The 25,674-nt window shown below is 63.3% G+C and carries 20 protein-coding genes and 1 tRNA gene; 14 read left to right on the top strand and 7 right to left on the bottom strand.

All coding sequences use genetic code 11. The features are described 5' to 3' along the window. The first annotated feature begins 1 nt into the window (after position 1). From ACG00X_RS16280 to ACG00X_RS16250, 7 genes are all read left to right on the top strand, one after another. Positions 2-1,312, top strand: a complete 1,311-nt coding sequence (locus tag ACG00X_RS16280) for a restriction endonuclease subunit S (RefSeq protein WP_394489294.1) — start codon at positions 2-4, stop codon at positions 1,310-1,312. Then, positions 1,309-4,491, top strand: a complete 3,183-nt coding sequence (locus tag ACG00X_RS16275; protein ID WP_394489292.1) for a type I restriction endonuclease subunit R — start codon at positions 1,309-1,311, stop codon at positions 4,489-4,491. Before ACG00X_RS16280 ends, ACG00X_RS16275 begins: the two co-directional genes overlap by 4 nt. A gap of 49 nt (positions 4,492-4,540) precedes the next feature. Then, positions 4,541-5,839, top strand: a complete 1,299-nt coding sequence (locus tag ACG00X_RS16270; protein ID WP_394489290.1) for a dsDNA nuclease domain-containing protein — start codon at positions 4,541-4,543, stop codon at positions 5,837-5,839. Next, positions 5,829-6,383 carry a hypothetical protein gene (locus ACG00X_RS16265; RefSeq protein WP_394489288.1) on the top strand — a complete coding sequence of 185 codons (555 nt, stop codon included), beginning with the start codon at positions 5,829-5,831 and terminating at the stop codon, positions 6,381-6,383. The genes ACG00X_RS16270 and ACG00X_RS16265 overlap by 11 nt, the downstream gene beginning before the upstream one ends. After that, entirely contained in the window at positions 6,380-8,338 is a 1,959-nt protein-coding gene (locus ACG00X_RS16260) for a hypothetical protein (protein WP_394489286.1), read from the top strand. Before ACG00X_RS16265 ends, ACG00X_RS16260 begins: the two co-directional genes overlap by 4 nt. Positions 8,339-10,014: 1,676 nt before the next feature. After that, positions 10,015-10,809 carry a hypothetical protein gene (locus ACG00X_RS16255; RefSeq protein ID WP_394489284.1) on the top strand — a complete coding sequence of 265 codons (795 nt, stop codon included), beginning with the start codon at positions 10,015-10,017 and terminating at the stop codon, positions 10,807-10,809. Between the two features lie 327 nt (positions 10,810-11,136). Beyond that, the gene (locus ACG00X_RS16250) at positions 11,137-11,811 is read left to right on the top strand and encodes a hypothetical protein (RefSeq protein WP_394489282.1); all 675 of its coding nucleotides are present in this window, start codon (positions 11,137-11,139) and stop codon (positions 11,809-11,811) included. A 44-nt stretch (positions 11,812-11,855) separates the two neighbouring features. Here ACG00X_RS16250 and ACG00X_RS16245 read toward each other — a convergent pair whose 3' ends face one another. The 6 genes from ACG00X_RS16245 to ACG00X_RS16220 form a co-directional block, all read right to left on the bottom strand. Continuing rightward, positions 11,856-12,230 (bottom strand): hypothetical protein, encoded by a 375-nt coding sequence (locus tag ACG00X_RS16245; RefSeq protein ID WP_394489280.1) that lies wholly within the window; start codon positions 12,228-12,230, stop codon positions 11,856-11,858. Positions 12,231-12,823: 593 nt separating this feature from the next. Beyond that, positions 12,824-13,363 (bottom strand): HAD domain-containing protein, encoded by a 540-nt coding sequence (locus tag ACG00X_RS16240; RefSeq protein ID WP_394489278.1) that lies wholly within the window; start codon positions 13,361-13,363, stop codon positions 12,824-12,826. Positions 13,364-13,390: 27 nt separating this feature from the next. Continuing rightward, positions 13,391-13,897, bottom strand: a complete 507-nt coding sequence (locus ACG00X_RS16235; RefSeq protein ID WP_394489441.1) for an HAD domain-containing protein — start codon at positions 13,895-13,897, stop codon at positions 13,391-13,393. 322 nt (positions 13,898-14,219) lie between these two features. After that, entirely contained in the window at positions 14,220-15,866 is a 1,647-nt protein-coding gene (locus ACG00X_RS16230; RefSeq protein WP_394489276.1) for a site-specific integrase, read from the bottom strand. A gap of 158 nt (positions 15,867-16,024) precedes the next feature. Further along, positions 16,025-16,101 (bottom strand) — tRNA-Pro (locus ACG00X_RS16225). A gap of 17 nt (positions 16,102-16,118) precedes the next feature. Further along, a complete protein-coding gene (locus ACG00X_RS16220; RefSeq protein ID WP_394489438.1) occupies positions 16,119-17,048 on the bottom strand; it encodes a polyprenyl synthetase family protein in 930 nt (309 codons plus the stop codon). Positions 17,049-17,391: 343 nt separating this feature from the next. Between ACG00X_RS16220 and rplU the strand changes: the two genes are divergently transcribed. The 4 genes from rplU (at position 17,392) to proB (ending at position 20,328) form a co-directional block, all read left to right on the top strand. Continuing rightward, positions 17,392-17,703, top strand: coding sequence for a 50S ribosomal protein L21 (gene rplU, locus ACG00X_RS16215; RefSeq protein WP_394489436.1), 312 nt, complete (start codon positions 17,392-17,394; stop codon positions 17,701-17,703). A 37-nt stretch (positions 17,704-17,740) separates the two neighbouring features. Beyond that, a complete protein-coding gene (rpmA, locus tag ACG00X_RS16210) occupies positions 17,741-18,004 on the top strand; it encodes a 50S ribosomal protein L27 (RefSeq protein ID WP_268148837.1) in 264 nt (87 codons plus the stop codon). A 135-nt stretch (positions 18,005-18,139) separates the two neighbouring features. Further along, entirely contained in the window at positions 18,140-19,216 is a 1,077-nt protein-coding gene (obgE, locus tag ACG00X_RS16205; protein ID WP_394489273.1) for a GTPase ObgE, read from the top strand. Then, the gene (gene proB / locus ACG00X_RS16200; protein ID WP_394489271.1) at positions 19,213-20,328 is read left to right on the top strand and encodes a glutamate 5-kinase; all 1,116 of its coding nucleotides are present in this window, start codon (positions 19,213-19,215) and stop codon (positions 20,326-20,328) included. The genes obgE and proB overlap by 4 nt, the downstream gene beginning before the upstream one ends. A 30-nt stretch (positions 20,329-20,358) precedes the next feature. On the opposite strand, the gene ACG00X_RS16195 is transcribed toward proB, so the two are convergent. Beyond that, a complete protein-coding gene (locus ACG00X_RS16195) occupies positions 20,359-20,943 on the bottom strand; it encodes an RNA pyrophosphohydrolase (protein WP_394489433.1) in 585 nt (194 codons plus the stop codon). Between the two features lie 140 nt (positions 20,944-21,083). Here ACG00X_RS16195 and ACG00X_RS16190 point away from each other — a divergent pair, with 140 nt between their 5' ends. The 3 genes from ACG00X_RS16190 (at position 21,084) to ACG00X_RS16180 (ending at position 25,648) form a co-directional block, all read left to right on the top strand. Next, positions 21,084-22,829 (top strand): proline--tRNA ligase, encoded by a 1,746-nt coding sequence (locus ACG00X_RS16190; RefSeq protein WP_394489269.1) that lies wholly within the window; start codon positions 21,084-21,086, stop codon positions 22,827-22,829. Beyond that, positions 22,829-23,437 (top strand): lytic transglycosylase domain-containing protein, encoded by a 609-nt coding sequence (locus tag ACG00X_RS16185; protein ID WP_394489267.1) that lies wholly within the window; start codon positions 22,829-22,831, stop codon positions 23,435-23,437. The genes ACG00X_RS16190 and ACG00X_RS16185 overlap by 1 nt, the downstream gene beginning before the upstream one ends. Before the next feature lie 75 nt (positions 23,438-23,512). Next, positions 23,513-25,648: a M3 family metallopeptidase gene (locus ACG00X_RS16180; protein ID WP_394489265.1), complete on the top strand. Its 2,136-nt coding sequence runs from the start codon at positions 23,513-23,515 to the stop codon at positions 25,646-25,648. Positions 25,649-25,674 lie beyond the last annotated feature (26 nt).

Raw genomic sequence — 25,674 nt, 5'->3', positions numbered from 1 at the left:
CGTGAAGCTCAGTGACCTCATCCGTGTGAAGCATGGATTCGCCTTCAAGGGCGAGCACTTCGTCGACGAGCCGACGTCAGATGTATTGCTGACGCCAGGTAACTTCGCGATTGGAGGGGGGTTTCAAGACACCAAGCTGAAGTTCTATCGCGGCCCGGTGCCGGAGGAGTACATCCTTAAGCCAGGAAGCTTGGTCGTCACCATGACCGACCTGAGCCGAGCGGCAGACACTTTGGGCTATGGCGCGGTCGTGCCGAAGCATCATCAACGGCGGTATCTTCACAACCAGCGAGTCGGCCTTGTAGAGGTGCTTCAGCCAAAGAAGGTCTCGAAGGCTTGGCTGCATTACCTCATGCGTACTTCCGAGTACCGAGCATGGGTTGTCGGGTCAGCGACCGGCTCCACGGTGAGGCACACGTCGCCGTCGCGAATCTGTGACTTCGAGTTCGACCTTCCAGCAATTCAAGTTCAGGAAGAGGCCGCAACAGTACTAGACGCGTTGGAGAGCCGCATCGACCTCCTGCGCCAAACCAACGCCACCCTCGAATCCATCGCCCAAGCCCTGTTCAAGAGCTGGTTCATCGACTTCGACCCGGTGCGGGCCAAGGCCGAGAACCGTGAGCCTGACGGCATGGACGCCGCCACGGCGGTGCTGTTCCCCGCAGAGTTCGAGGAATCGGCGCAGGGGTTAATTCCGAAGGGGTGGAGGCTTGGAAAGTTCGGTGACCTCGCCGAGTTGGCGAAGGGCTCAGTCAACCCGCTCGCCGCGCCGGACGAGGAGTTCGAGCACTACAGCCTTCCCGCCTTTGACGCGGAGCAACTGCCAGTATTCGAGCGTGGTGAGACCATCAAGAGCAACAAGACGCGGGTACCGGCCGGCGCTGTTCTTCAGTCGAAGTTAAATCCGCACATTCCTCGCGTCTGGTTACCTTCACGTATAGGCGAAACGGCCGTCTGCTCCACCGAATTTCTGCCCTGGGTTGCGCGCGAAGCTGCAAGCAGTGAGCTCGTCTATTGCGTGCTTGCGGGAGCCTCCTTCGAGGCGTCTGTCCGCACCTTGGTGACGGGAACGTCCAATAGCCACCAGCGTGTAAAACCTGACCAAGTTGCCGCGCTCGACTTGACTGTAGCGCCGGGTTCGATTGCCAGGGCATTCACTGACGCTGCTCGCCCGTTGCTGGGGAAGGTCGGCGAGAACAGGCTTCAGGCGAAAACCCTGACCGAGCTTCGCGACAGCCTTTTACCCCGCCTCATCTCCGGAAGGCTCCGCCTCCCCGAGACCCGACGCCAAATCGAGGAAATCACCGCATGAACCAGGGCATCAGCGAGGATGCTGTCGAACAGGCCACGATGGAATGGCTGGCCGGCCTGGGCTGGGCTACCGCCCACGGCCCCGACATCTCCCCGCCCGATGCCCGCACGCCCGGTAGCGACCGCGCCAGCTACCGCGAGGTGCTGCTGCCCGGCAGGATGCGCGAGGCCATCGCGCGGCTGAACCCGGACATCCCGCCTGGCGCCCGCGACGACGCGCTGCGCCGCGTGCTGAATCCCAACGTGCCAGGCCTGGTGAATGCCAACCGCCAGATGCACCGCTGGCTGGTGGACGGCGTGCCGGTAGAGTTTCAGAAGGACGGCGAGACGCGCGGCGACCGCGTGCGGCTGCTGGACTTCGTCGACGTCGCGGCCAACGATTGGCTGGCCGTCAATCAATTCAGCGTGCAGGGACCCAAGCTCACGCGCCGGCCCGACGTGGTCCTGTTCGTCAACGGCCTGCCGTTGGTCGTCGTCGAGCTGAAGAACCCCGGGGACGAGGACGCCGATATCTGGGCGGCCTGGAACCAACTCCAGACCTACCAGCAGGACATCCCAGACCTGTTCCACGCCAATGTGCTGCAGGTCATCAGCGATGGGATTCAGGCGCGCATGGGCTCGCTGACCAGTGACCGCGAGCGCTTCATGGCCTGGCGCACCATCGACGGCGTGGCCACCGACCCGCTGGGCGCCATGCGCGAGCTGGAGACTCTGGTGCTGGGCCTGTTCCAGCGCGAACTGCTGCTGGAATACCTGCGCCACTTCGTGCTGTTCGAGGACGAAGGCCGGCTGGTCAAGAAGGTGGCCGGCTACCACCAGTTCCACGCGGTGCGGGCCGTGGTGCAGAGCGTGCTGACGGCATCAAAGCCTGGAGGCACGCGCAAGGGCGGCGTCGTATGGCACACCCAGGGCGCGGGCAAGAGCATCGAGATGACCTGCCTGGCCGGCGCGCTGATGGCGCACCCAGACATGGGCAACCCGACCCTGGTGGTAGTGACTGACCGCAACGACCTGGACAACCAGCTCTTCGGCGTGTTCGCCGCCGCCAGCGAGATGCTGCGCGAGACGCCGGCTCAGGCAGACACCCGGCCCGAGCTGCGGCGCCTGCTGGCCAACCGGCCCTCGGGCGGCATCATCTTCACGACCATCCAGAAGTTCACGCCGGGGGAGGATGAGGACACGTTCCCGGTGCTCTCGGACCGTCGCAACATCGTCGTCATCTGCGACGAGGCGCACCGCAGCCAGTACGGCTTCGAGGCGCGCCTCGTTAATGACCGGGCGGCACCGCCAGCTGCCAATGACGGCCAGGCGTTGCAGGTGGCCGAGCCGCGCGCCGAGTACCAGGCCGCCAGCGCCGTTCGCTACGGCTATGCCCAATACCTGCGTGACGCGCTGCCCGGCGCCACCTTCGTGGCCTTCACCGGCACGCCTGTCAGTCAGCACGACCGCGATACCCGCGCTGTGTTCGGCGACTACGTCCACATCTACGACATCGAGCAGGCGGTGCGCGACGGCGCCACCGTGCCCATCTACTATGAGAGCCGGCTGGCCCGCCTGGAACTGAAGGAGGCCGACGCCACGCAACTCGACAACGAGGTGGACGAGCTGACAGAGGACGAGGAGGGTGACGCCGCCAAGGTGGCCAAGATGCGTCGCTGGGCGGCGCTGGAGCAACTGGTGGGCGCGCCGCCACGCGTGCAGAAGGTCGCAGCCGACATCGTGGCCCACTTCGAGAACCGGCTGACGGCGATGGACGGCAAGGCAATGGTCGTGGCGATGAGCCGCGACATCTGCGTGCACCTCTACAACGCCATCGTCGCGCTGCGGCCCGACTGGCACAGCGATGACCCGATGCAGGGCGTAATCAAGGTGGTGATGACGGGCTCTGCCTCCGACAAGGCACTGCTGAAGCCGCACATCTACCCCAAGGACGTGCGCAAGCGCTTGGAAACGCGCTTCAAGAACCCGGCCGACCCGTTCAAGCTGGTCATCGTGCGCGACATGTGGCTGACTGGCTTCGATGCGCCCTGCCTGCACACCATGTATGCAGACAAGCCGATGAAGGGCCACAACCTGATGCAGGCCATCGCGCGGGTGAACCGCGTCTTCAAGGACAAGCCCGGCGGTCTGGTGGTGGACTACATCGGCATCGCCAATGAGCTGAAGGCGGCGCTGGCCGACTACACCCAGGCCCAGGGGCGCGGCAAGCCCACCATCGACGCGCACGACGCGTTGGCCGTGCTGCAGGAGCAGATGGACGTGCTGCACGACATGCTGCACGGTGTGGACTACGCCGACTTCCGCAGCAAGGCGTGGCAACGCCTGCCGGCGGTAGCCAACCATGTGCTGGGGTTGGACGACGGCAAGAAGCGCTTCGCCGACACGGTGCTTGCGGCCAGCAAGGCCTTCGCGCTGTGCTGCACATTGGATGAGGCGCTGGCCTACCGTGACGAACTGGCCTTCTTGCAAGCGGTCAAGGCAGCGCTGACCAAGCATGCAGGCACCGACAAGAAGCTGACCGACGAACAGAAGGAACACGCGCTGCGGCAAATCATTAGCCGTGCGGTGGTCAGCGACGAGGTCATCGACATCTTCTCGGCCGCCGGCCTGAAGCGACCTGACATCGGCGTGCTGTCCGATGAGTTCCTGGAAGACGTGCGCCACATGAAGGAACGCAACCTGGCGGTCGAGCTGCTGGAGCGGCTGCTTAAGGGCGAAATCAAGTCACGCTTCAAGACCAACGTCGTGCAGAGCGCCAAGTTCTCGGAACTGCTGCAGCAAAGCCTGACCCGCTACCGCAACCGGGCCATCGAGACGGCGCAGGTCATCGAAGAGCTTATCGAGATGGCCAAGAAGTTCCAGGCTGCCGCGCAACGCGGCGAGAGCCTGGGGCTCAACCAAGACGAGATGGCCTTCTATGACGCGCTAGCCATGAACGAGGCGGCGGTGCGCGACCTGGGCGACGAGACGCTGAAGAAGATTGCTGTGGAGCTGACGCAGAGCCTGCGCAGGTCCGTCACCGTGGACTGGGCCAAGCGCGAGACGGTGCGCGCCAAGCTACGAGTGATGGTGAAGACCCTGCTACGCCGCTACAAGTACCCGCCGGACAGGCAGGAAGAAGCGACGGAAACGGTGTTGAGGCAGGCGGAGTCGTTGTCTGCGGAGTGGGTGGTCTCGTGACGATGTAGCGGATGACGCCCTGTTGGGCGTATTTTTGGGAGGAGGGCAGATGGGACGAAAGAAAAATGAACCCTTGCCACTTGGGTTGCCTGAGCAGGCGGATGGGCTTGCCACGGCCCCCTCAGACCGGGGAGACGAGACCCAGGAGCGGTTTCGTTATCAGTGGGCTATTGGAGTTTGGCTACTTGCGCAGAGCTTGACTGGCGCACGCGCCATTCGCGCACTTTGGTGCGAGCACCATGACGACTATCTGCTGGAGTTGCAGAGCGGGCGCTACGTCGCTGTCCAGGTCAAGACGGATAGCCGTGAGAACGCGCGCTGGCGGTGGAGTGACGACGCGTTGGTCGAATCAGTCCTTCGTTTCTGCGCGTTCGAGAAGGTGCATGGAACTGCCATTGACGGCTACGAGTTCGTATCGAATGCCGCACCCTACGTGCCGGCGGCAACGACAAAGAGGGATGACTCACTCGCAGCGAGCCCGGACCGCCTCATCCAGTGCTGTTCGAGTGCCGCAAGTCAGTCGGACTTGGAAGAACCTTATAAAGCTGCCTTCGCAGGCCTTGTAGGCAAGACCGGCGGCGACGCGACTGTCCTATTCCAAGTTCTACGCAAGCTCAGATTCGCGCAGGGGCCAGTCCTCCGCGGCTATGACGACACCTTTGCCGCCTCCATCGTTCCTAAGCTGCCTGGCTGTGCCGCGCTGACAACTGTCTTGTGTTGCCGTCTGAGGGATGAGCTGATAGGCCTCGTCCAAGCTGCTTGCAGATTGCGGGTCGATGGGATAGATGGTGCTGTCGCATATCTGGCTACGAATGGACGCCCCGATGTTGCGGTCCGAGGCAAATGCATAACCGCTGAATCGGCGGCCGAGTTGGTAGCGCGGGTTCGGCAGCCAACCTTCCGGTTTGTCAACAGTGGAGCAGGCATAGATATTGGGTCAACCCCTGGGCGCGTCGAAGTCCTGAACCGAAAGATGCGCAATGCCTACCTCGGCAGTCAATTTGAGCCTCTACGGATGCGCATGGACTCGGCCGACCAGCGTTTGATGGAGCGAGCCTTGCTAGAGGCTGATGGTTTTGACGCTATCGCGAACCAACTCCTCGGCACCGTGTTGGTCGAATGTAAGGACATCGAGGCTCTGGCGTTCGACCATGCCGATGAGAAGACGCGTGGCCTGGCGATTTACAAACAAATCCTGCAGCGGATGGACAGCCTCGCGAAGGAGGAGCCGGAGCGTGTGTGTCGCGAGCCGAAGGACACGCTGATGGGCATCGCCGGCATGCTGTCGGGCGAATGCAAGTTTGCGTGGGGCACGCCGTTGGAAGAGGAGGCCCAAGATGGCGCTTGAACTTGCACGCGCGCTCGCAGCAACTGAGCGGGACGACAACTTGCACATGGCAAGGCTGCTGCTGTTGATGGCCGCGCATGCGGGCGACAAAGCCCGGCCTGTCGAGGGTCTAACGAAACTTGCAAAGCTCGATTTTCTGCTGCGCTATCCCAATTGCCTTGAGCGTGCGCTGACCGCAGCGGGCAAGGACCCGGCCAAGGCGGAGGTGGCCGAGTTCGAGCGGACGACCATCGAAAGCAGGATGGTTCGATTTCGATATGGTCCGTGGGACCACAGGTATCGCCGATGGGTCGCATTGATGGCGGCCCGAGGACTGGTGGCCGTCGACGTCAAAGGAAAGACGGTTCAGCTCTGGCCTACGCCGGAGGGACACCTCGTCGCTACCGCACTTGCGGACCAAGAACCGCTTGAAAACCTAGCGACCCGCGCGAAGCTGGTGGCAAAGAGTTTTGGCAATCGCAGCGGGTCCGATTTGAAGAACTTTGTCTACGCCACGTTTCCAGAACTGACCGACATGAAGTGGGGAGAGGAAATCGCCATATGAGACTTGCGCTAAAGAAGCTTCACCTGTCGCTCCACAAGTCGATTGAACGAATCGACCTACCGGGTGTTGTCTACTTTTTCGGCCCTATCGGGTCCGGAAAGTCCAGCATCGGGCGGCTCATCGACTTTTGCCTGGGCGGCAGTTACGCCTGGACGCCTGCCTTGCAGGCGGAAATGGTCTCGGCGGCTTTGGAGATGTCCGTCAACGATGTCCCCGTGACCTTGCACCGTGACAAGGACTCGAATCAAGTCATGGCGGCCTGGCAGGATGGTGATGAGACGCTGCAGGTGCTCGTCCCCGCAAGGACCGGAACCAATGAGGTCCTCCCAGATTCGGGCGTTGTTGTGCTGTCCGACCTGCTCTTCCATCTTGCAAAAGAGGAGCCACCGTATGTACGTCGGCGTAAGGGAGCCCCTGACGAGCGACTTGAGCGCCTGAGCTTCCGTGACCTATTTCGATTTTGCTATCTCGACCAGGAGGGCATGGACAACGTCTTCTTTCGGTTGGACTCGGACAACTATCCAATCCGTGCCAAGAGTGTTGATGCCCTGCGATATGTCCTAGGCTATCGCACGGAACAGGTTGCAGAGTTGGAGTCCCGTCTTCAGGAGGTTCGAGAGCAGCGCTTGGGGTTGTTGTCCGGCGCTCAGGCACTTGCAAAGGCGCTGCTGGATGCCGGTCTGGACGATATCAATGCCTACGACGCGAAGATTGAATCGACAAAAGCTGAAATCGACCACGCGCGTGCGGCTGCGCAAGTAGCTCGGCAGCAACGTGCGCCAGCGCCGCATGCTGCGGAGGAGCTTAGAGAGCACGCGAGGCGCCTTGCGCTAGAGCAGATTGCGCTCGAGCAGGCTTCCTCGGATATCGACCTTCGCATAGGCGAGCTTGAACGGCATACGAACGAACTGCAGATGCTTTCAGTTCGCTTCCAGCGGACGGCATCTGCGCGGATGGTTCTCGGTGGCGTAGATTTTTCGTCGTGTCCCCGGTGCACGCAAACCCTCCCGGGCCGAGAGGTAGGACTTTGCGTGGTTTGCGGGCAGCCTGAGCACATCACTGATGCTGCGGGGGCGCTTGGAGAGTCCGTGGTCAACGAGGACCTGCGAGCTCGTCAAGCAGAGTTGAAGGAAACCTTAGCTCGCATGCGTTCTCAAAAGCGGGCTGTACAGCTTCGCGCCGCCGAAATCGCAACCGAGAGAAACGCGGCGGACCGCTCGCTGGAAGTACGGCTGAAGGAGTACGACTCAGCGTTCCTCTCCCAGGCGTTGCAGCACGAGCGCACGGTAGCCACGCTGGAGCAGCGACTTGATGCAATGCTGAAGTACCGAAGGTTGCCAGACGTGCTCCAGGAGCAACAGGCGCAGGCAGAGGCGTTGAAGATTGATGAAGCCGAACTGCGGGCCAAGCTCGAGACCGCCAAGAAGTCAGCTTTTAACGACCGCAAGAATGTTGACCTTCTGGGCGAACTATTCCTTGACTGCCTGGTCCGAGCCAAATTTCCAGATGTCCGAGCGGACTATCGCGTTGAGATTGACCCCGCGACCTTCTATCCACGCATTCCTCTCGGGGCGAACGAAGCCCTTGTGGTGCTTTCCTTCGACAACGCCGGAAGCGGTGGCATGAAAGCGCTGTTCAAGACCTGCTACGCGCTAGCGCTGCATAGGGTCTGCGCGCGAGCCGGTGACGCCAGGTTGCCGCCCGTGCTCATCATTGACACGCCGACTAAGAACGTCAGCTCGGTCGAGAACCCGGAGGTGATTGCGGCATTCTTCCGATTGGTTTACGAGCTGGCTGCAGGGGAGCTGGTCGAGACCCAATTTGTCATCATAGATAACGAGTTCAATGCTGTCCCGGAGGGCATCGACCTTCCCGTTCGTAGTCGGCATTTGGTAAATGGTGACCCCGAAAATCCACCGCTGATTCCGTATCTGGTGGGTGACTTTTCTCAGTGACCGAGTGCGCAATAGGAGTCGGTAAAGAACAAAGCCCACCTCGCGGTGGGCTCTGCCGTTGGCCGTTTGTCGTTTCGCGCTGACCCATCGAAGAAGAGCCGGCGGCGTGAACCGCCGGCTTCCGAATCAATGAATCAAGGCGGGGTACGAAGCCCCCTCGTCCTGTCTCGTGACAGGCAATTGCCTTGCCCTCCACGGATGGTTCCCTCGGGTGCCAACCCTCAGTTCCATCTCATCTGCTTGTCGCCATCGGCGAGCCCGGTGCCACCCGAACTCGCCGTTTGGTAGGCGATGCAGAAGTCGGTGGGCGCCTTTTCATCGGCGCCCGTTCCTCTCGACCACGGTGCCACCCGCGGTCTCGTTCATCACATTGGTCTCGTCTAGACCTTCCGACTCGACGCCATGGTTCACATGACGCCGGCCGCTCAACCGCACGCTCCAGTTCACATCTCGGGACTGACCCACCATTGCTGGTGGCCCGACCTTCACTGCGAGCAGTTGTCTCATAGGCGTTGGTTTCCGGGGTTGCTACCTCCACCGGACCGCCGCCCATTTCGTTTTCGTTAGACCCGTTGTGTTTGACGAGCAGACCACCAGTCCCTCACGAACCGCACCGCATTCGGACGCTATCCACCGATTTCCCCTCCCCGAACCCATTAAGCAGGAGGTTACTCATCGCGACGTTCTCGGTTCACTTCCAGGAATTCCAGGCACTTCAGGCCCTAGCTGGTTCTTACCCTCCACATGCCCACTCTCACAGGCAATTACACGCTTTTGCTCTCGGCGAGGCACAGTGCTTCCAGGCGCGACCCTGTTCACTCTGTGCTCCCGTGCCAGCCTCTTCCACCGGATTCAAACCCGGCTTCATGACCAGCCCTGCAGGCTTCGACTGATTTTCATCAGCCTCGCGCTGCCCTGCCGAACTACGTGGTGGCTTTTCGTCGTGCATCTCAACCTTCTCAGGGGCCGAGGTAGCACGCCGACGACGGACTTCAGAACGCCTCTTGCGAGGTCATCCCATACCGCTTTCAACAAGTCAGGAGCTCGCACCGGATGATGAATCCGAGTGGTCACAGGCTTGCGCCCCTGGTGCACTTTTTACCGCGCACCCTCCTTTTCCGAATCGCACGAGTTCCCTCCGTCGCGCTTGGCGGCGCAGACATGAAGTAGAGGCGGGGGATTACTCCCAACGATGAAACCGTTGGGGATTACTCCCCACCCCCCTTCCGGCACGTGACGGGCGCCCTTTTAAGACGCATCACGCGCTGCGGCAACATCGGTAGCAAACCGATGAGCACCGGAAGGACAGACGAGAACGTGAGCAGGGTCGGGTGGCGACCGACCGCTGCTCACAAGACGATGAACGAGTTGTGGGAAGCGTTGGCGCGCTTTTTGACCCTGTGCGACGTATTGGCTGTATATCGCGTGACCTGTTCCGTGTAGCGACCTGCGGGTGGCCAGCGTCTATCGGACGAACGCTACGAACGGGGGGTGGACCTTCAAGGGGGCAAAAATTTTTTATGGGCTCATTGTCTGGTACGACTCGACATGTCTTACACGCCCCGTCGAAGGCCGATGTGCCTATACAGGACATGTCTAAAAACAATCGTCCGCCTTCCGAGGCCAGCGCCCACGAGGCCCTCGCCCTTCCTGTCCCTCGCAATGCCACCGTCCTCATGCAACACCTGCAACTGCTGGTGGGCCGAGAGGACTACCGCTACTGGTGCGGCGGACGACTTCCTCGGGAGAAACTGCCCGGCCTGGTTGCGAAGTTCGCAAGTCGATACCCGATTGGACAGAACACCCGTCAGCGCGCCTATGCGCGTAGCCGTGAGCGTGCGGTCGTCCAGTTCGTCGCCTTCCCGGACGGAGAGCACGTCTACTGGTGGCTGTTGTCGACGGCCGGCCCTGGTGGGCTGGCCGACCCAGCAATGCCGGACGCCCACGTCGCTAGCAACGCGCACGCTGCTGCGGGGCACATCGAGTTCCGCGACTACGTGTTGCTGTACGCGACGAAGAAGGAGCCGCGGAAGATTGTCGACCGCAAGACCCAGCGCGAGACGACGGTCCTGAAGGACACATCGACTTGGACGTGGAAGATGCGCGCTCAGGTCATGTCAGAACTGCGCGCGGGCATCCGGCAAAGTTGCGACCGATTGGAGTACGGCGATGAATCGCGCGGCACGCGCAGCGGGTGGGGCCTGCGCGGGCTGCTGGCTGCCCAGCGCGAGCGCCCCTTGTTCGCGGGCATCCGAACCCAGGTCATCGAGCTGCATCGCGAAGCGCTCAAGGCCTGGGATGGGCGGCGCATGGCGTGGTTGGCGAAAAACCCTGGCTATGCGACCAAATATGGCGACCAGGCGGGCAAGCTGCGCCCCATCAAGGAAGTGGTCGCCGGCCTGCCCAAGATGATTCGACTGCCCGTTTTCGACGGGAAAACATTGAGCGAACTCTGCAAACCGGCGGGCTAGACATCGCAGGTACTCCTGACGGCCGTTGCCGACGCTGCGCGGATGAACAGCCGCCACCTGCGCAGGTTTGTTCGGCGGAGGCCGGCGCACCTGCGCAGGTTATTGAACCGCAGCCGCGCAGGTGAGTTTGCCGGCGTCCTCCTGCACCGCGCGGGTTGGAAGGGGTTGCACCTGCGCGGGTATGTGTGACGGGGAGCGGTTCACCTGCGCGGGCGTCGCCTCGCAGCCGCGCAGGCGAGGGTGCTTGCCTGCTCCTGCACCGCGCAGGCTAAACCTGGCAGCTAGACCCACCGTGCGCGCCTTGCGCACGCCATGGGAGCTAACGAAATGAAGCGCTTCATCATCAAACCGCCACGCGGCGGTGCTCAACGCGCGACGCTGGTCACGCATCAATACGACCTTATGACCCAGCGAACCCGGACGGTCTATCTTGGCAGCGTTGATATCCGACTCAACCCTGACCGCCTACGCAGCGGCTTGGCGGACGAGGAAGTCCACATCAAGCCAGCTGCGGTGGCTTGCGCCACCCCATTTGTAGTCGACGCTGGCGTGCGAACGGAAATTGCGGATTGGTTGGAACTGCACGGCACCTTCGCGCAGACTGAACTAGCCGCGCAGCGAGAGAAGGAGCGGCGACTCGAAGCCGAGCTGGCGGCGAGACGCGAGGTCGAGGCGGTGGTCCGAAGCAGCATCGAGGCCGATGTTCGCGCCGAGCTGGCTGCTGAAATGGAGCAGCATCGGCTGCACCCGGTCGACGCTGCGGTCGCCGCCGTGAAAGCGGCCGGAGAGGCGCTGATTGCTGAGGCCCTTCAGTTGCGCGAGTTGGGCAGTCGTTTGACCAGCATCCGCGCGCAAGGCGTCAATGCGGTGGGTGGAACGCAGCTCGATGCCTTGCAGGCTGCCGCAAATCGACTGCGTCTTCAGGAGTTCGCCGCCTTCGAGTCCGCTTGCAAGAAGGCCGGTTTGATGAAGAGCAGGCGCCCACGCCAGGGCGCGCACTAGCTTCACAGGCCGGGGTGGGTGGCTTCATCCCTTCAAAGCACAAGCTACTGGAAGAATCGGGGGCGGCCGGCAAGACCTGCCGTGCTGATGTTTCCCTCTTCGAAAAGCCAGTTGGTGATGTCCCCCACCACGTCGGCGTTCCAAGTAGCGGTCAAGCGCTCGAGCGCCAGGAGGGACCTGGCTCTGGGACCGCGAGCGCCGACCAATTCGTAGATGCGCCTGGATTGCGTCACGACTTGAAGCTTCGACGGGTGGACTAGCGTGACTGGGGACGAGACGCGGCTGCGCCGCGTGAGCAGGTTGGTTCCAACAACATGGATGCTCGGCATACCGAGCCCGGGCACGGCTAGAAGAAACGCGGCCCAATCGCTGATGGAAATGGTGGGCGCGTCGAAGTGAAGGTACGGCTGGCCGTTCAAGTTGAAGCGTCCTCGAGGTGCGCGGCTTGGTCAGAATTGCGCATCGCTCAGCCATGGAACTACGGCGAGCGGATAGCCGATGTCACCCGCAGGTAAGGCAGGCGTGTCGGCCATTGGAACGAATGTGGAGCTCGGAGACTCACATAGGCGGCAATGTGTCCGGGCGTAAGCCATCTCTTCGCTCAGGCCGTCCAGCGCCGACGCTGATGTTGCCTCGTGGACGATGCCGCAAACGTTGCATCTGCAAATCTTCATCAGCCGGTCCTCCTGACCTCGGCGCACGCCATTTCAATCCCCATTGGCGTCGCTGGCGTCTGGTCTGTGGCGTGGTTCAGCGCCGTTCGGCTCTGGCTCCTGCGAACCGGTGCTCTCGGAAGTGACCAATTGACCCTCGAGGGTCATTCGCCGCACCAATTCCGCGGGCGCAAAGTGGCCAGGCTCGAGCGCGCGAGCCAACGCCGTCTCAGCCTCGGCAACGAGATGCTCCTCACGCTCGTTAGGCTTGAAAGGTGCTGCCATGCGTTACTCCGGTTTCGATGGCGGAATGGAATCGGAAAACTGCATTCCAGTGAGACATCCTCAGCCCAACCGCTTCAAATCTCATCGCCTCTGCAAGGTGTCCTGAGGGCATGCCTTGCGGTGTCGAGATGCCCGGCATGGAAGCCTACGCCTACATCACACAGGACAACGCGACCGCGCTTGTACCAAAGCGAGTCGAGTAGGCCTTCGCCGCTATCGTGGTCGTCGAGCACAAGGAAAGGCTCGCCGTTGTGGTTGAGCGAGAGCCATGCGCGAATCGACATGAATCGAGAGGCGCCATGGAATTGCTCGGCATCCCAGTGTCCATGCAGCGCAGCTCCTACGCTGCCGAGTCCCGTCACCTCGAACGCGTGGACGAAGTGCTTCTTGTCCAGAAGCCCAATCCAGCTCGACGTCAGCACTGTACGTGGCCGCATTTCTGCCATCAGCGCGTTCAATGCTTCGGCAGCCGCAGGCGAAAAGAGCGTGCTCCAGAAGTCCGTCGGAGTTTCCGAAGGATGCAGAAGGAACCGCCTCAAGTGATTGCCGCCGTACGGATTGTTGAGGCACAGAACATCGTCGAGGTCGATGAACAAAGTTGGACGCTGCTGCATGGTCTTGGGGGCGTATGCCTGGTCGCCTTACTTCCCGGCCGCGGCTTCTTGGCTCCACTGCAGGGCTCGGTGGAGTTCTGTGATGGCGGCGCTGTCGCTCACGCCCAACTTCGCATCGCACAACACCAGGCGGGGCAGTTCCGGGTCAGCAGCCAGCCAACCGTCGGCGTTGTCGTCGAGGGCAACCCAGTGCTTCAGGCGGTGCTCATCAACGTAGCGGCGAATGACCGCGCGCCGCGATGCGACCCGCCGAGGTGCCTCGCCGAACCGAACATACCGAAGGCAGTGGGCGGTCGTCCCGACGAGCCTTGCGCGGAGCCATGCCGGCGCAAGCTCAACGAGCGACGGCATCGGAACGTGCAGCAACACGCTCGTTCGCAGCACGTAGTGGATATCCAGTCGCTCGGAGACTTCGCGCAAGGCGTCGGCCCAAAGGAATGGTCGCGAAGTGTGAGGCAGCGGAGGTGACGTGCGGTACTCGGTGGCGACAGGGTGAACGACACCTTCGAGGTTTAGGAAGCACGTGAGCTGCATACAGGCGCTGGTGGAGCTGGGGTGCATACGACTCTACGTGGGCTGCGCGCTGCGGTGGCTTTGCCCCCGTTTAGCAGTATGTATTGCCAGCATGCAGCAGCTGTATAGGTCGACCGCCCCCTGGGCCTGCCGATGAGTCGATGTTTGCGTGTGATTCCAATGTCTATGCACCGGTGCATAAAACGCGGAGATGCATGACCGGCGGCATGCAAACGCTCGGGTACTTGCGCTGGAACGGCGAAAGACAAGAGCGCGGCCCTGCCACAGCGGGACCGCGCTCTTGCGATATCAATGATGTCGGCCAGAGCACTGGCAGGGCGCGTTAGCTTCGGCCGCCCATGACCAACTTGAACCGCACAGGGGGCTGATGGGCAGCCGGACGACTCGGCTCGGAGTCCCCGTCAGTCATCGGCGCATCTGCTGCCGCTGTCGCGTTCGTCTCTGCCGGGGCGTTGATGATTTGAGCGAGTGAGACCGAGGCGCCCTTGGCCAGGCGACGAACGCCGCGGTGGACATAGGTCTGCTGAGCGTCGCCGAAGGCAGCATCAAGTCGTTTTGCCAGGCTGGTGGCACTCAAGTGTGCGTAGCGCAGCAGCATGCGCACATCGCGGTGGCCGCTGAATGCTTGCAACTCCACCAACGAAAAGCCACCAGGGAGGTTGGCGCCAGCTTCAGCGGTTCGGGAAATCGCCTCATGCCGAAGGTCGTGAATTCTCAAGCGCTCCTCACCCTCGAGTCCCATCGCCGCATTGATGCGGCCCCACGCCTTTCTGAGCCCGTCGCGGGTCAGTTGTGCAAAGACTCGTTCGCTCGTGCGCGGCAACTCCTTCAGCAGTTGAACCAAGTGGGAGCGCAGGGGCAGCGTTCGGGGGCGACCATTTTTCGTCTCGGGCAAGAACGCGGTCTGTGCCTCAAGGTCGACATGCTTCCAAAGCAGGTTGATGCCTTCAGAAAGCCGCGCGGCCGTCATCAGCTGGAACTGGACGTAGGCTTCCAGAGTCGGCACGTGGTCATATGTTGCGAGTGCTTCCGCTTCGAACCTCCGCCTTGCGGCGGCAATGATGTTCTTGCGCTTGTACTTCGTGGGCGCCGCACTGGAGGCATAGCGGTCCGCCTTCATCAACTCTTCCAACCGTCGTTCAATGCTGCTGTCTCGGTCCTCCGCTGCGGCCAATTCGAGCAGGCGAGCCTCCTCGCCGGTGCGAAGACGGCGGTCACGCTCGTTGAAGTAGCGTGGGCGTCGAACGCCTTTCATCGGGCTCAGATTGCTCTGCAACGGTATGCGCCATGTCTCGATTGCCAAGTTGCATACGGAAGCGAGCAGGTCAAGCTCACGGTCGACCGTCGCCTCGGATACGGACTGGCAGCGCTCATCGATGTAGTCGTTGATGTCGTCCGGAACGACAGCGGAGAACGGCTTGCGCAAGAAGTCCGCTGCTCCAGATGGCGTGCGGACGACTTCCTTGGCGGCTTTGCGCTTCTTGAACGTCTGCTTGACCGTCGGGTGCGGGTTGGGATGGTCTGCGAGCGCCTTTGCCATGTCGACTGGAGCGACCCCAGCGTCTCTCAAGAAGCCGTTGACGACATAACCCATGGTCTCGAAGCTCTTGAGGCGCGGCAAATGTTCCTTGGCGTAGCGAACCAAGAGGTTGGCGAGGGTGACTGTGCGACCTTTCCCATAGTCAATGAAGAGGCCTGTTGCGCGTTCCCCTTCGATGCGCATCTTGATGGCGACGGCTTCCTCCATGGAAGAGGCCGGCAACGCGAGTTCTGGATGTCCTACCTCGCGGAAGCGGACGATGAAGTTGTTGTTCTCGCGCGAGAGCTTGGGTTTGAACCCCTGCTCGTTCGAGAGCTGACGCACGTACGCCATTGCGTCTGCGCGCTTGCTGTGAGGGAAGGTCTTGAGGAGGTCGTCGCGGTTTGCGACGGTGACAACGAACCGTGAGCGGTTCTCGATGGTGGCCATGACAGGACTCCAAGTTAGTGGAGCCGCGTCTAATCAAAAATATTTAGCCATGTGCGTGTCGCTGCTGCAAGGACACCGCATCTGCCACTGATTTGCCACCAGTGGCCTTAAGAATCAGGAGGCCACTTTCGTAAGTGGTTGATTCTTAAGGAAAATCCTGGTCGGGGTGAGAGGATTCGAACCTCCGGCCTCTACGTCCCGAACGTAGCGCTCTACCAGGCTAAGCTACACCCCGATTTTTGTTGGTCGGCGTTAAGAACTTCTCTCAACCGACCGAATTGCGAATTCTAGCAGAGATTCTGTCCACCGATTGCGAGGAAGCAATTTTAAGCTGTCGCTTGCGTGCTGCGCTTCGGCGCGGGCGGCTTCACGAGTGGATTCCAGTGCGCCGGTGGCGCGCACGATGTCGACGATCTCGTGCAGCTTTTCCAGTTCGCCATGCTCGATGGCGTGACGCAGCAGGGCGCGTTGTTCTGCAGATCCGCGCTCCATCGCGATCAGCAGGGGGAGGGTGGTCTTGCCCTCTCGCAGGTCGTCGCCGATGTTCTTGCCGAGCTCTTGCGCGTCGCCTTCGTAGTCGAGCACGTCGTCGATGAGTTGGAAGGCGGTGCCCAGTGCGCGCCCGTAGGTGGCGCAGGCTTCCTCGATTTCCGGCGTCGAGTTGGCCAGAACGGCCCCCAGTCTGGCGCTCGCCTCGAACAGCTTGGCTGTCTTGAATCGGATCACGCGCAAGTAGCTCTCGACCGTGATGTCCGGGTCATGCATGTTCATCAACTGCAGGACCTCGCCCTCGGCGATGACATTGGTGGCTTCGGCCAGCACGTCAAGCACGCGCATGCTGTTCACCGAGACCATCATCTGGAAGGCGCGCGAGTAGAGGAAGTCGCCGACCAGCACACTGGCTGCATTGCCGAACAGTGCGTTGGCCGTCGGCTTGCCGCGGCGCAGCGATGACTCGTCCACCACGTCGTCATGCAGCAAGGTGGCGGTGTGGATGAATTCGACAACGGCCGCCAGGTCGAAGCGGGCGGCGCCGTCAAAGCCCAGCGCGTTGGCAAACAGCAGCACAAGCTTCGGGCGCATGCGTTTGCCGCCGGCGTGCACGATGTAGTGGGCGATCTGGTCGATCAGCGCCACCTCTGAACTCAGGCACTGCGCGATGACGGCGTCCACCTGACCCATCTCGGTGGTCAGCTGGGCAAGGGCCTCGGCAACTTGGGATGGGGGCGAGGCAGACTCGACGCGCACTCTGAACTCTCAAGGTATGAATCGCAGGATTATAGGAAGGGCATCGCCCGAGGCTGGCGGCCTCCAGGGTGGTCGATGCTTGCGCGGTGCGGGCGTTGTCAGACGGGCGAATCTGCGGGTATACTCGCAGGCTCTTCGCAGTTGGCTTGCGCCGGAATTTTCCGGGCCGGTGGCGGCGAGGGGTTCAAGAAACTCACAAAAAGGCCGGGCGAGAACGAGGACTGTGAGGTGCCGTTGAAAGCCGGGTGAATGCACCGTCAGGTGCGGAAGGATGAAGATGTACGCAGTCATCAAGACCGGCGGCAAGCAATACAAGGTTGCTGCCGGCGAGAAGATCAAGGTCGAGTTGCTCGACGCGGAAGTCGGTGCCGTGGTCACGCTGGACCAGGTGCTGGCAGTCGGCAGCGGTGACGGCCTGACGGTCGGCGCGCCGCTGGTCGCTGGCGCCACCGTCAGCGCCAAGGTCGTCAGCCATGGCAAGCACGACAAGGTTCGCATCTTCAAGATGCGCCGTCGCAAGCACTACAAGAAGAGCCAAGGCCATCGTCAGAACTACACCGAGCTGGAAATCAGCGCGGTCAACGGCTGATTTCAGTCGACTTACGCTAATTTCTAGGAGCTAACTCATGGCACAGAAAAAGGGCGGCGGTTCCACACGGAATGGCCGCGACTCCAAGCCCAAGATGCTGGGCGTCAAGGCTTACGGCGGCGAACTGATCTCCGCTGGTTCGATCATCGTTCGCCAGCGTGGCACGAAGTTCCACCCCGGTGTGAACGTCGGCATCGGCAAGGACCACACGCTGTTCGCGCTGGTCGATGGCCACGTCAGCTTCACCACCAAGGGTGCAAGCAACCGCGCGACGGTCGTCGTCACGCCGCTGGCAGCTTAATCGCTGTCGTCGCGGGCGAGCGTATCGCCCGACGTCTCAAGCCCCGGCCTGCCGGGGCTTTGTCATTTCTGAAGTCTGGCGCGCCGCACGACGGTATCAGCCGGCCCAACCGAGCCATTACGATGGCTGCATCCCATGAAATTCGTTGACGAAGCCACCATTGACGTCGCGGCCGGTAACGGCGGCGCTGGCTGCGCGAGCTTTCGCCGCGAGAAGTTCATTCCGTTCGGCGGGCCGGACGGCGGTGACGGCGGCAAGGGCGGCAGTGTCTGGGCCGAGGCTGACCGTAACCTCAACACGCTGATCGATTACCGCTATGCGCGCCGCCACGAGGCACGCAACGGCGAGGCCGGCCGTGGCTCCGACTGCTTCGGCGCAGCGGCTGACGACATCGTGCTGCGCATGCCGGTCGGCACCATCATCACCGACCTGGAGACCGAGTCCGTCATCGGCGAGTTGCTGGAGCCGGGTGAGCGCATCCTGCTGTGCAAGGGCGGTGACGGCGGCTTCGGCAACCTGCATTTCAAGACGTCGACCAACCGCGCGCCGCGTCAGAAGACGCCGGGTTGGCCGGGCGAAATCAAGAAGGTGCGGCTGGAGCTGCGCGTGCTGGCCGACGTGGGGCTGCTGGGCCAACCGAATGCGGGCAAGTCGACGCTCATCGCGGCGATCTCCAACGCCAAGCCCAAGATTGCTGACTATCCGTTCACGACGCTGCACCCCAATCTGGGTGTCGTGCGTGTCGCGCCGGAGAAGAGCTTTGTCGTGGCAGACATTCCCGGGCTGATCGAAGGTGCCGCCGAAGGCGCCGGTCTGGGCCATCAATTCCTGCGCCATCTGCAGCGCACGCGCTTGCTGCTGCATGTGGTTGACCTGGCGCCCTTCGATCCGGAGGTCGATCCGGTTAATGAAGCCAAGGCCATCGTCGCCGAGCTGAAGAAGTACGACGCCGAGCTGCATGCCAAGCCGCGCTGGCTGGTGCTCAACAAGCTGGACATGGTGCCTGATGAAGAGCGCGCGGCTCGCGTGAAGGACTTCATCAAGCGCTACAAGTGGAAGGGGCCGGTCTTCGAGATTTCGGCGCTGACCCGTCAGGGTTGCCAGCCGCTGATCCACGCGATCTACGACCACGTCGCTGCGGAGCAGCGGGTGATCGAGGAGCGCGATGTGCGTTTCGACACCCCCAAACCTGAAGACTCCGCTACCGAATGAGCCTGCTGTCCAGCGCGCGCCGCATCGTCGTCAAGGTCGGTTCCAGCCTCGTCACGAACGAGGGGCGCGGCGTTGACGCCGAGGCCATCGCGAACTGGAGTCGCCAGCTGGCGGCCCTGGCCGGTGAAGGGCGTGAGCTGGTCATGGTTTCCAGCGGCGCGATCGCCGAGGGCATGAAGCGGTTGGGCTGGACGACCCGGCCCAAGGAATTGCACGAGCTGCAGGCGGCGGCCGCCGTCGGGCAGATGGGCCTGGCGCAGATGTACGAGAGCCAGCTCAGCGCGCATGGCCTGCACAGTGCCCAGGTGCTGCTGACGCACGCCGACCTGGCCGACCGCGAGCGCTACCTGAATGCGCGCTCGACGCTGCTGACCTTGATGGCGCATCGCGTGCTGCCGGTCATCAACGAGAACGACACCGTCGTCAACGACGAGATCAAGTTCGGCGACAACGACACGCTGGGCGCGCTGGTGGCCAACCTCGTCGAGGCCGACGCGCTGATCATCCTGACCGACCAGCGCGGCCTGTACTCGGCCGACCCGCGCAAGGACCCGCAGGCCCGTTTCATCGACAACGCCCAGGCTGGCGATCCGGAACTCGAGCGGATGGCGGGCGGCGCCGGTTCCAGCATCGGGCGGGGCGGCATGATCACCAAGATCCTCGCGGCCAAACGCGCCGCTGGGAGCGGTGCGGGCACGGTCATCGCCTGGGGGCGGGAGCCCGATGTGTTGCTGCGCCTGGCGCGCGGTGAGGCGATCGGCACTGCGCTGCATGCCGCGACGCCCAAGCTGCAGGCGCGCAAGCAGTGGATGGTCGACCACCTTCAGATGCGTGGCGCGGTGAAGGTCGATGCCGGCGCGCTGACCAAGTTGCGTGGCGAGGGCAAGAGCCTGCTGCCCATCGGCGTCACCGAGGTGCAGGGCGACTTCCATCGGGGCGATGTCATCGCCGTGCTCGGGCCTGATGGCACCGAGCTGGCGCGCGGCCTGGCCAACTATTCGGCGGCAGAGTCGCGCCTCATCGCTCGCAAACCGTCCTCGGAGTTCGAGGCATGGCTCGGTTATGCGGCCGAGCCGGAACTCATCCACCGGGACAACCTGGTGCTGCGATGAACGCCGCCGGGCAGGTGCCGCCGCGGCGCTTCAGCCGGGTGGGTCGTTCTCTGGCTGTGCGCCGTCCAGCGGCATCGATCCACTGTTGCGCTCCCGGTGGGACGGCCGCATGCCGGCGCGCAGGTAGCGGTTGTGATGATTGATGCGCGGCAGGAAGCGGGCGAGTTCCGTCAGCGCCATTTCGTAGACACCCCGCTTGAACTCGATGACCGCTTCCAGCGGCACCCAGTAGTCGTTCCAGCGCCAGGCGTCGAACTCGGGGTGGTCGGTGGCGCGCAGATTCATGTCGCAGTCGCGGCCCATCATCTGCAGCAGGAACCAGATCTGCTTCTGCCCGCGGTAATGGCCGCGCGCATCGCGGCGGATGAAGTGCTCGGGCACCTCATAGCGCAGCCAGTCTCGCGTCCGCGCAATGATGCGCACATGCTCTGGAGTGAGCCCCACTTCTTCGTGGAGCTCTCGGAACATCGCCTGCTCGGGCGTCTCACCGTGTTTGATGCCCCCTTGCGGGAACTGCCACGAGTGCGTCCTGATGCGTTTGCCCCAGAAAACCTCGTTGCGTTGGTTGAGCAGGATGATGCCGACGTTGGGGCGGAAGCCTTCACGGTCGAGCATAATCAACCTCAAATCTCTAGTTGGTTCGATTATTGCATCGGGCCGCGATTGCGGTAGCGCCCTCGCTAACCCGAAGAGTTGCCCCCGTTTTCTCGTGAGTTCGGCCGGGTTTTCACCCGGCCTTCGCATTCCAGTTGCCCATGAAAGCCTCTCAGTTCTTCGTCTCCACCCTCAAGGAAGCGCCTGCCGATGCAGAAGTGGTCAGCCACAAGCTGATGATGCGCGCCGGCATGATCAAGCGCCTTGGCGCTGGCATATACAACTACATGCCGATGGGGCTTCGCGTCATCCGCAAGGTCGAGCGGATCATCCGCGAGGAGATGGACGCTGCCGGCGCGGTGGAGTGCCTGATGCCGGTCATCCAGCCCGCCGAGCTGTGGCAGGAGACGGGCCGCTTCGACAAGATGGGGCCGGAGCTGCTGCGCGTGAAGGATCGCCACGGCCGCGACTTCATCGTGCAGCCGACGAGCGAGGAAGTCATCACCGACATCGCCCGCCAGGAGCTGCGCAGCTACCGCCAGCTGCCGAAAAATTTCTATCACATCCAGACCAAGTTCCGCGACGAGCGTCGCCCGCGCTTCGGCCTGATGCGCGGCCGCGAGTTCACGATGAAGGACGCCTACTCCTTCGACCGTGACGTCGAGGCCGCTGGCCGCAGCTACGACAACATGTACGCGGCCTACTGCAAGATCTTCGACCGCTTCGGCCTGCAATACCGCGCCGTCGCGGCGGACACCGGCGCCATCGGCGGCGACCGCTCGCACGAGTTCCAGGTCATCGCCGAGACGGGCGAAGACGCCATCGTCTATTGCCCCACCAGCGACTACGCAGCCAACATGGAGCTGGCCGAAGGCGTGGCGCTGACGCCCGAGCGCGGCGCCGCGACGCAGGCGCTGGCCAAGACGCCGACGCCGGGCAAGAGCACTTGTGCCGACGTGGCCGAGCTGCTGGGCCTGCCGCTGGCGCAGACCGTCAAGTCGCTGGTGCTGGCCACCGACGAGCTGGATGAGCATGGCGTCATCACGAAGACCCAGGTCTGGCTGCTGCTGGTGCGCGGTGACCATGAGCTCAACGAGGTGAAGGCGGGCAAGGTCGAGGGCTTGAAGGGCGGTTTCCGCTTCGCGACGGCCGGCGAGATCGACGCCCACTTCGGTTGCAAGCCCGGCTACCTGGGCCCCATCGGCCTGAAGGCGCCGCTGAAGATCGTCGCCGACCGCACGGTGGCCAACATGGCCGATTTCGTCTGCGGCGCCAACGAGGTGGACTTCCACTTCACCGGCGCGAACTGGGGCCGCGACCTGCCCGAGCCCGATGTCGTCGCCGACATCCGCAACGTCGTCGCTGGTGACCCGTCGCCGGACGGCAAGGGCGTGCTGGCCATCCAGCGCGGCATCGAGGTGGGCCATGTGTTCTACCTCGGCACCAAGTACTCGGCCGCGATGAACGCGACCTTCCTCGACGAGAACGGCAAGCCCAAGCTGATGGAGATGGGCTGCTACGGCATCGGCGTCACGCGCATCCTGGGCGCGGCCATCGAGCAGAACCACGACGCGCGCGGCATCATCTGGCCGGACGCGATCGCGCCGTTCACGGTGGTCATCTGCCCCATCGGCGCAGACCGCAGCGCCGAGGTCAAGGCCGCCGCCGACAAGCTCTACGACGACTTGAAGGCGCTGGGCGTGGACGTGTTGCTGGACGATCGCGGCGAGCGCCCGGGCGCGATGTTCGCCGACTGGGAACTGATCGGCGTGCCGCACCGCGTCGTGCTGGGCGACCGCGGCCTGAAGGAAGGCCAGGTGGAGTACCAGGGCCGTCGCGATGACGCCGCGACCAAGGTCGCCGTGGTGGACATCGTCGGTCATCTGAAGGGCTTGCTGAAGCTTTGATGCGGCCTACCCGGCGCATTGCCGTCCTGGGACTGCTCGCCGCGCCGTTCGGCGCGCGGGCCGGCGCACAGATCGAGGAGCCGCTGGCTGACTCGATCCGCTCGGCGCTGAGCGCCTCCATCGCGCAGGCCGCGCCGCCGCGGCCGAAGTTCGATGACACCGACGCGCGCATGGCCTACCTGCGCTGGCTGGGGGAGATGAGCGAGCGGCTCAAGAAGCGCAAGACCGAGACCCAGATCCGCATCGAGTTCCTCGAGACCGTCTGGTACGAGGCCAAGCGCGCGGGCCTGGAGCCCAGCCTCGTGCTCGGGCTGGTGCAGGTGGAAAGCGGCTTTCGCAAATACGCGATCAGCTCCGCCGGCGCGCGCGGCTACATGCAGGTGATGCCGTTCTGGACCAGGAGCATCGGCGACGGCAATGCGTCGTCGCTGTTCCACATGCAGACCAACCTGCGCTTTGGCTGCGTGATCCTGCGCCACTACCTCGATATCGAGAAGGGCGACCTCTACCTGGCGCTCGGCCGCTACAACGGCAGCCGCGGGCGGCCGGAGTATCCGAACGCGGTGTTCGCCTGCCGGCGTCAGTGGCTGCTGCCCGGCGAGAAGTAGCCGGCCGGCATGGCTTGTGGCAGTGCGCGTGGCTGCGGTTAGGCTACGCGGTTTCGTCCACAAGACCGCTCATCGATGCCCGCTGCCTCTCGCTTCGCGCCCATGATCCTGTCTGCCCTGCTGGCCGCTGGCCTGGCGGGTGCGCAGACCCCCGACAACCCGCTGCTCAAGCCCAGCCCGCTGCCGCTGCAATACCCGCAGTTCGACAAGCTGCGCGATGACGATTTCGCGCCTGCGCTGGACCGCGGCATGGCCGAGCAGCTGGCCGAGATCCAGGCGATCGCCGACAACCCCGCCGCGCCCACGTTCAACAACACCATCGTCGCGTGGGAGAAGAGCGGGCGCCTGCTGAACCGCACGACGACGCTGCTGTTCAACCTGTTGGGCACCGACGCCAACCCGGCGCGCCAGAAGCTGCAGACCGATTACGCCGCCAAGCTCGCGGCGCAGCGCGACGCCGTGCTGCTCAACCCCAAGCTGTTCGCACGCATCGAGGTGCTGTACGCGGCGCGTGACAAGGCGGCCCCCAACGCCGAGGGCAAGCGCCTCATCGAGCGCTATCGCCGTGAGATGGTGCGCGCCGGGGCGCAGCTGAACGACGAGCAGAAGACCCGCATGAAGGCGATCAACGCCGAACTCGCCACGCTGACGGCCAGCTTCAACAAGGCCGTGCTGGCCGAGGTGAACGATTCGGCCGTCGTCGTCGACAGCGCCGACGAACTCGCCGGCCTCACGCCCGCGCAGATCGCTGCCGCCGCCGACAACGCCAAGAAGCGTGGTCTGGAAGGCAAGTACGCCATCGCGCTGCTGAACACCACCATCCAGCCCTTCGAGACCGACCTGCAGAACCGCGCGCTGCGCGAGCGCCTGCACAAGGCTTCCATCGCACGGGGCGCCCGTGGCAACGCGTTCGACACGCGGGCGACGCTGTCGCGCGTCGTCGCATTGCGCGAGGAGCGCGCGGCGCTGCTGGGCTATGCGACGCCTGCGGCCTTCGTGCTGGAGGACGAGACCGCCAAGTCGGCCGATGCCGTCAACGCCATGCTGCGCCAGCTGGCGCCGGCGGCGGTCGCGTCTGCCAAGCAAGAAGCGGCGGAGCTGCAGAAGCTCATCGACAGCGAGCAGGCCGCCAAGGGCGAACCCAGCTTTGCGCTGCAGGCCTGGGACTGGAGCTACTACGCCGACAAGCTGCGTTCGGCCAAGTACGGTTTCGACGAGAGCCAGCTCAAGCCCTACCTGGAAATCACCAGCGTGCTGGAGCGCGGCGTGTTCTTCGCCGCGCAGCAGCTGTACGGCATCACGTTCAAGCGCCGCACCGACCTGCCGGTCTACCGCGACGACGTGTGGACCTACGACGTGTTCGACACCAACGGCAAGCAGCTGGCCATCTTCATCGCCGACATGTATGCGCGGCCGTCCAAGCGCGGCGGTGCGTGGATGAATTCCTACGTCAGCCAGAACCCGCTGGAGGGCACGCAGCCCGTCGTGGCCAACCACCTCAACATCCCGAAGCCGGCCGCCGGCGAGCCGACGCTGCTGACCTGGGACGAGGTCAACACGATGTTCCATGAGTTCGGCCACGCGCTGCACTACATGTTCAACAAGGGCCGCTACCCGAGCCTGGCCCGCGTGCCGCGCGACTTCGTCGAGTACCCCTCGCAGGTTAACGAGGTCTGGGCGGACTGGCCCAGCGTGCTGGCCAACTACGCCAAGCACTACCAGACCGGCGCACCCATGCCGCGCGAACTGCTGGACAAGGTTGCCCGTGCCAAGCGCTTCAATCAGGGCTACATGACCGTGTCCTACCTGAGCGCGGCCATCGTCGACCAGCGCCTGCACCAGCTGCCTGCCGGCCAGGCGCCGTCGGCCGAAGACATCGTCGGTTTCGAGGCCAAGGTGCTGAAGGAAGAGGGCATCGACTTCGGCCCCGTGCCGCCGCGCTACCGCCTGCCGTACTTCAGCCACATCATGGGCGGCTACTCGGCCGGCTACTACGCCTACATCTGGAGCGAGGTGCTGGACGCCGACACGGTGGAATGGCTGAAAGCCCATGGCGGCCTGAAGCGCGCCAACGGCGATGCGCTGCGCAACAAGCTGCTGTCGCGCGGTGGCAGTGAAGACGCGATGGTGCTGTTCCGCAACCTCGTGGGCCACGGCCCCGACATCAAGCCGCTGCTGGAGCGGCGTGGGTTGGTGGTGCAGAAGCCCTGACGTGGCTGGCGGAGGCGTCGGCTGAC

The sequence above is a fragment of the Pelomonas nitida genome, from assembly GCF_043555975.1.
In the GTDB taxonomy this organism is placed as follows: Bacteria; Pseudomonadota; Gammaproteobacteria; order Burkholderiales; family Burkholderiaceae_C; genus Pelomonas; species Pelomonas nitida.
Note: the sequence above shows the minus strand (reverse complement) of the source record. Positions and strands in the feature narration are given on the sequence as shown.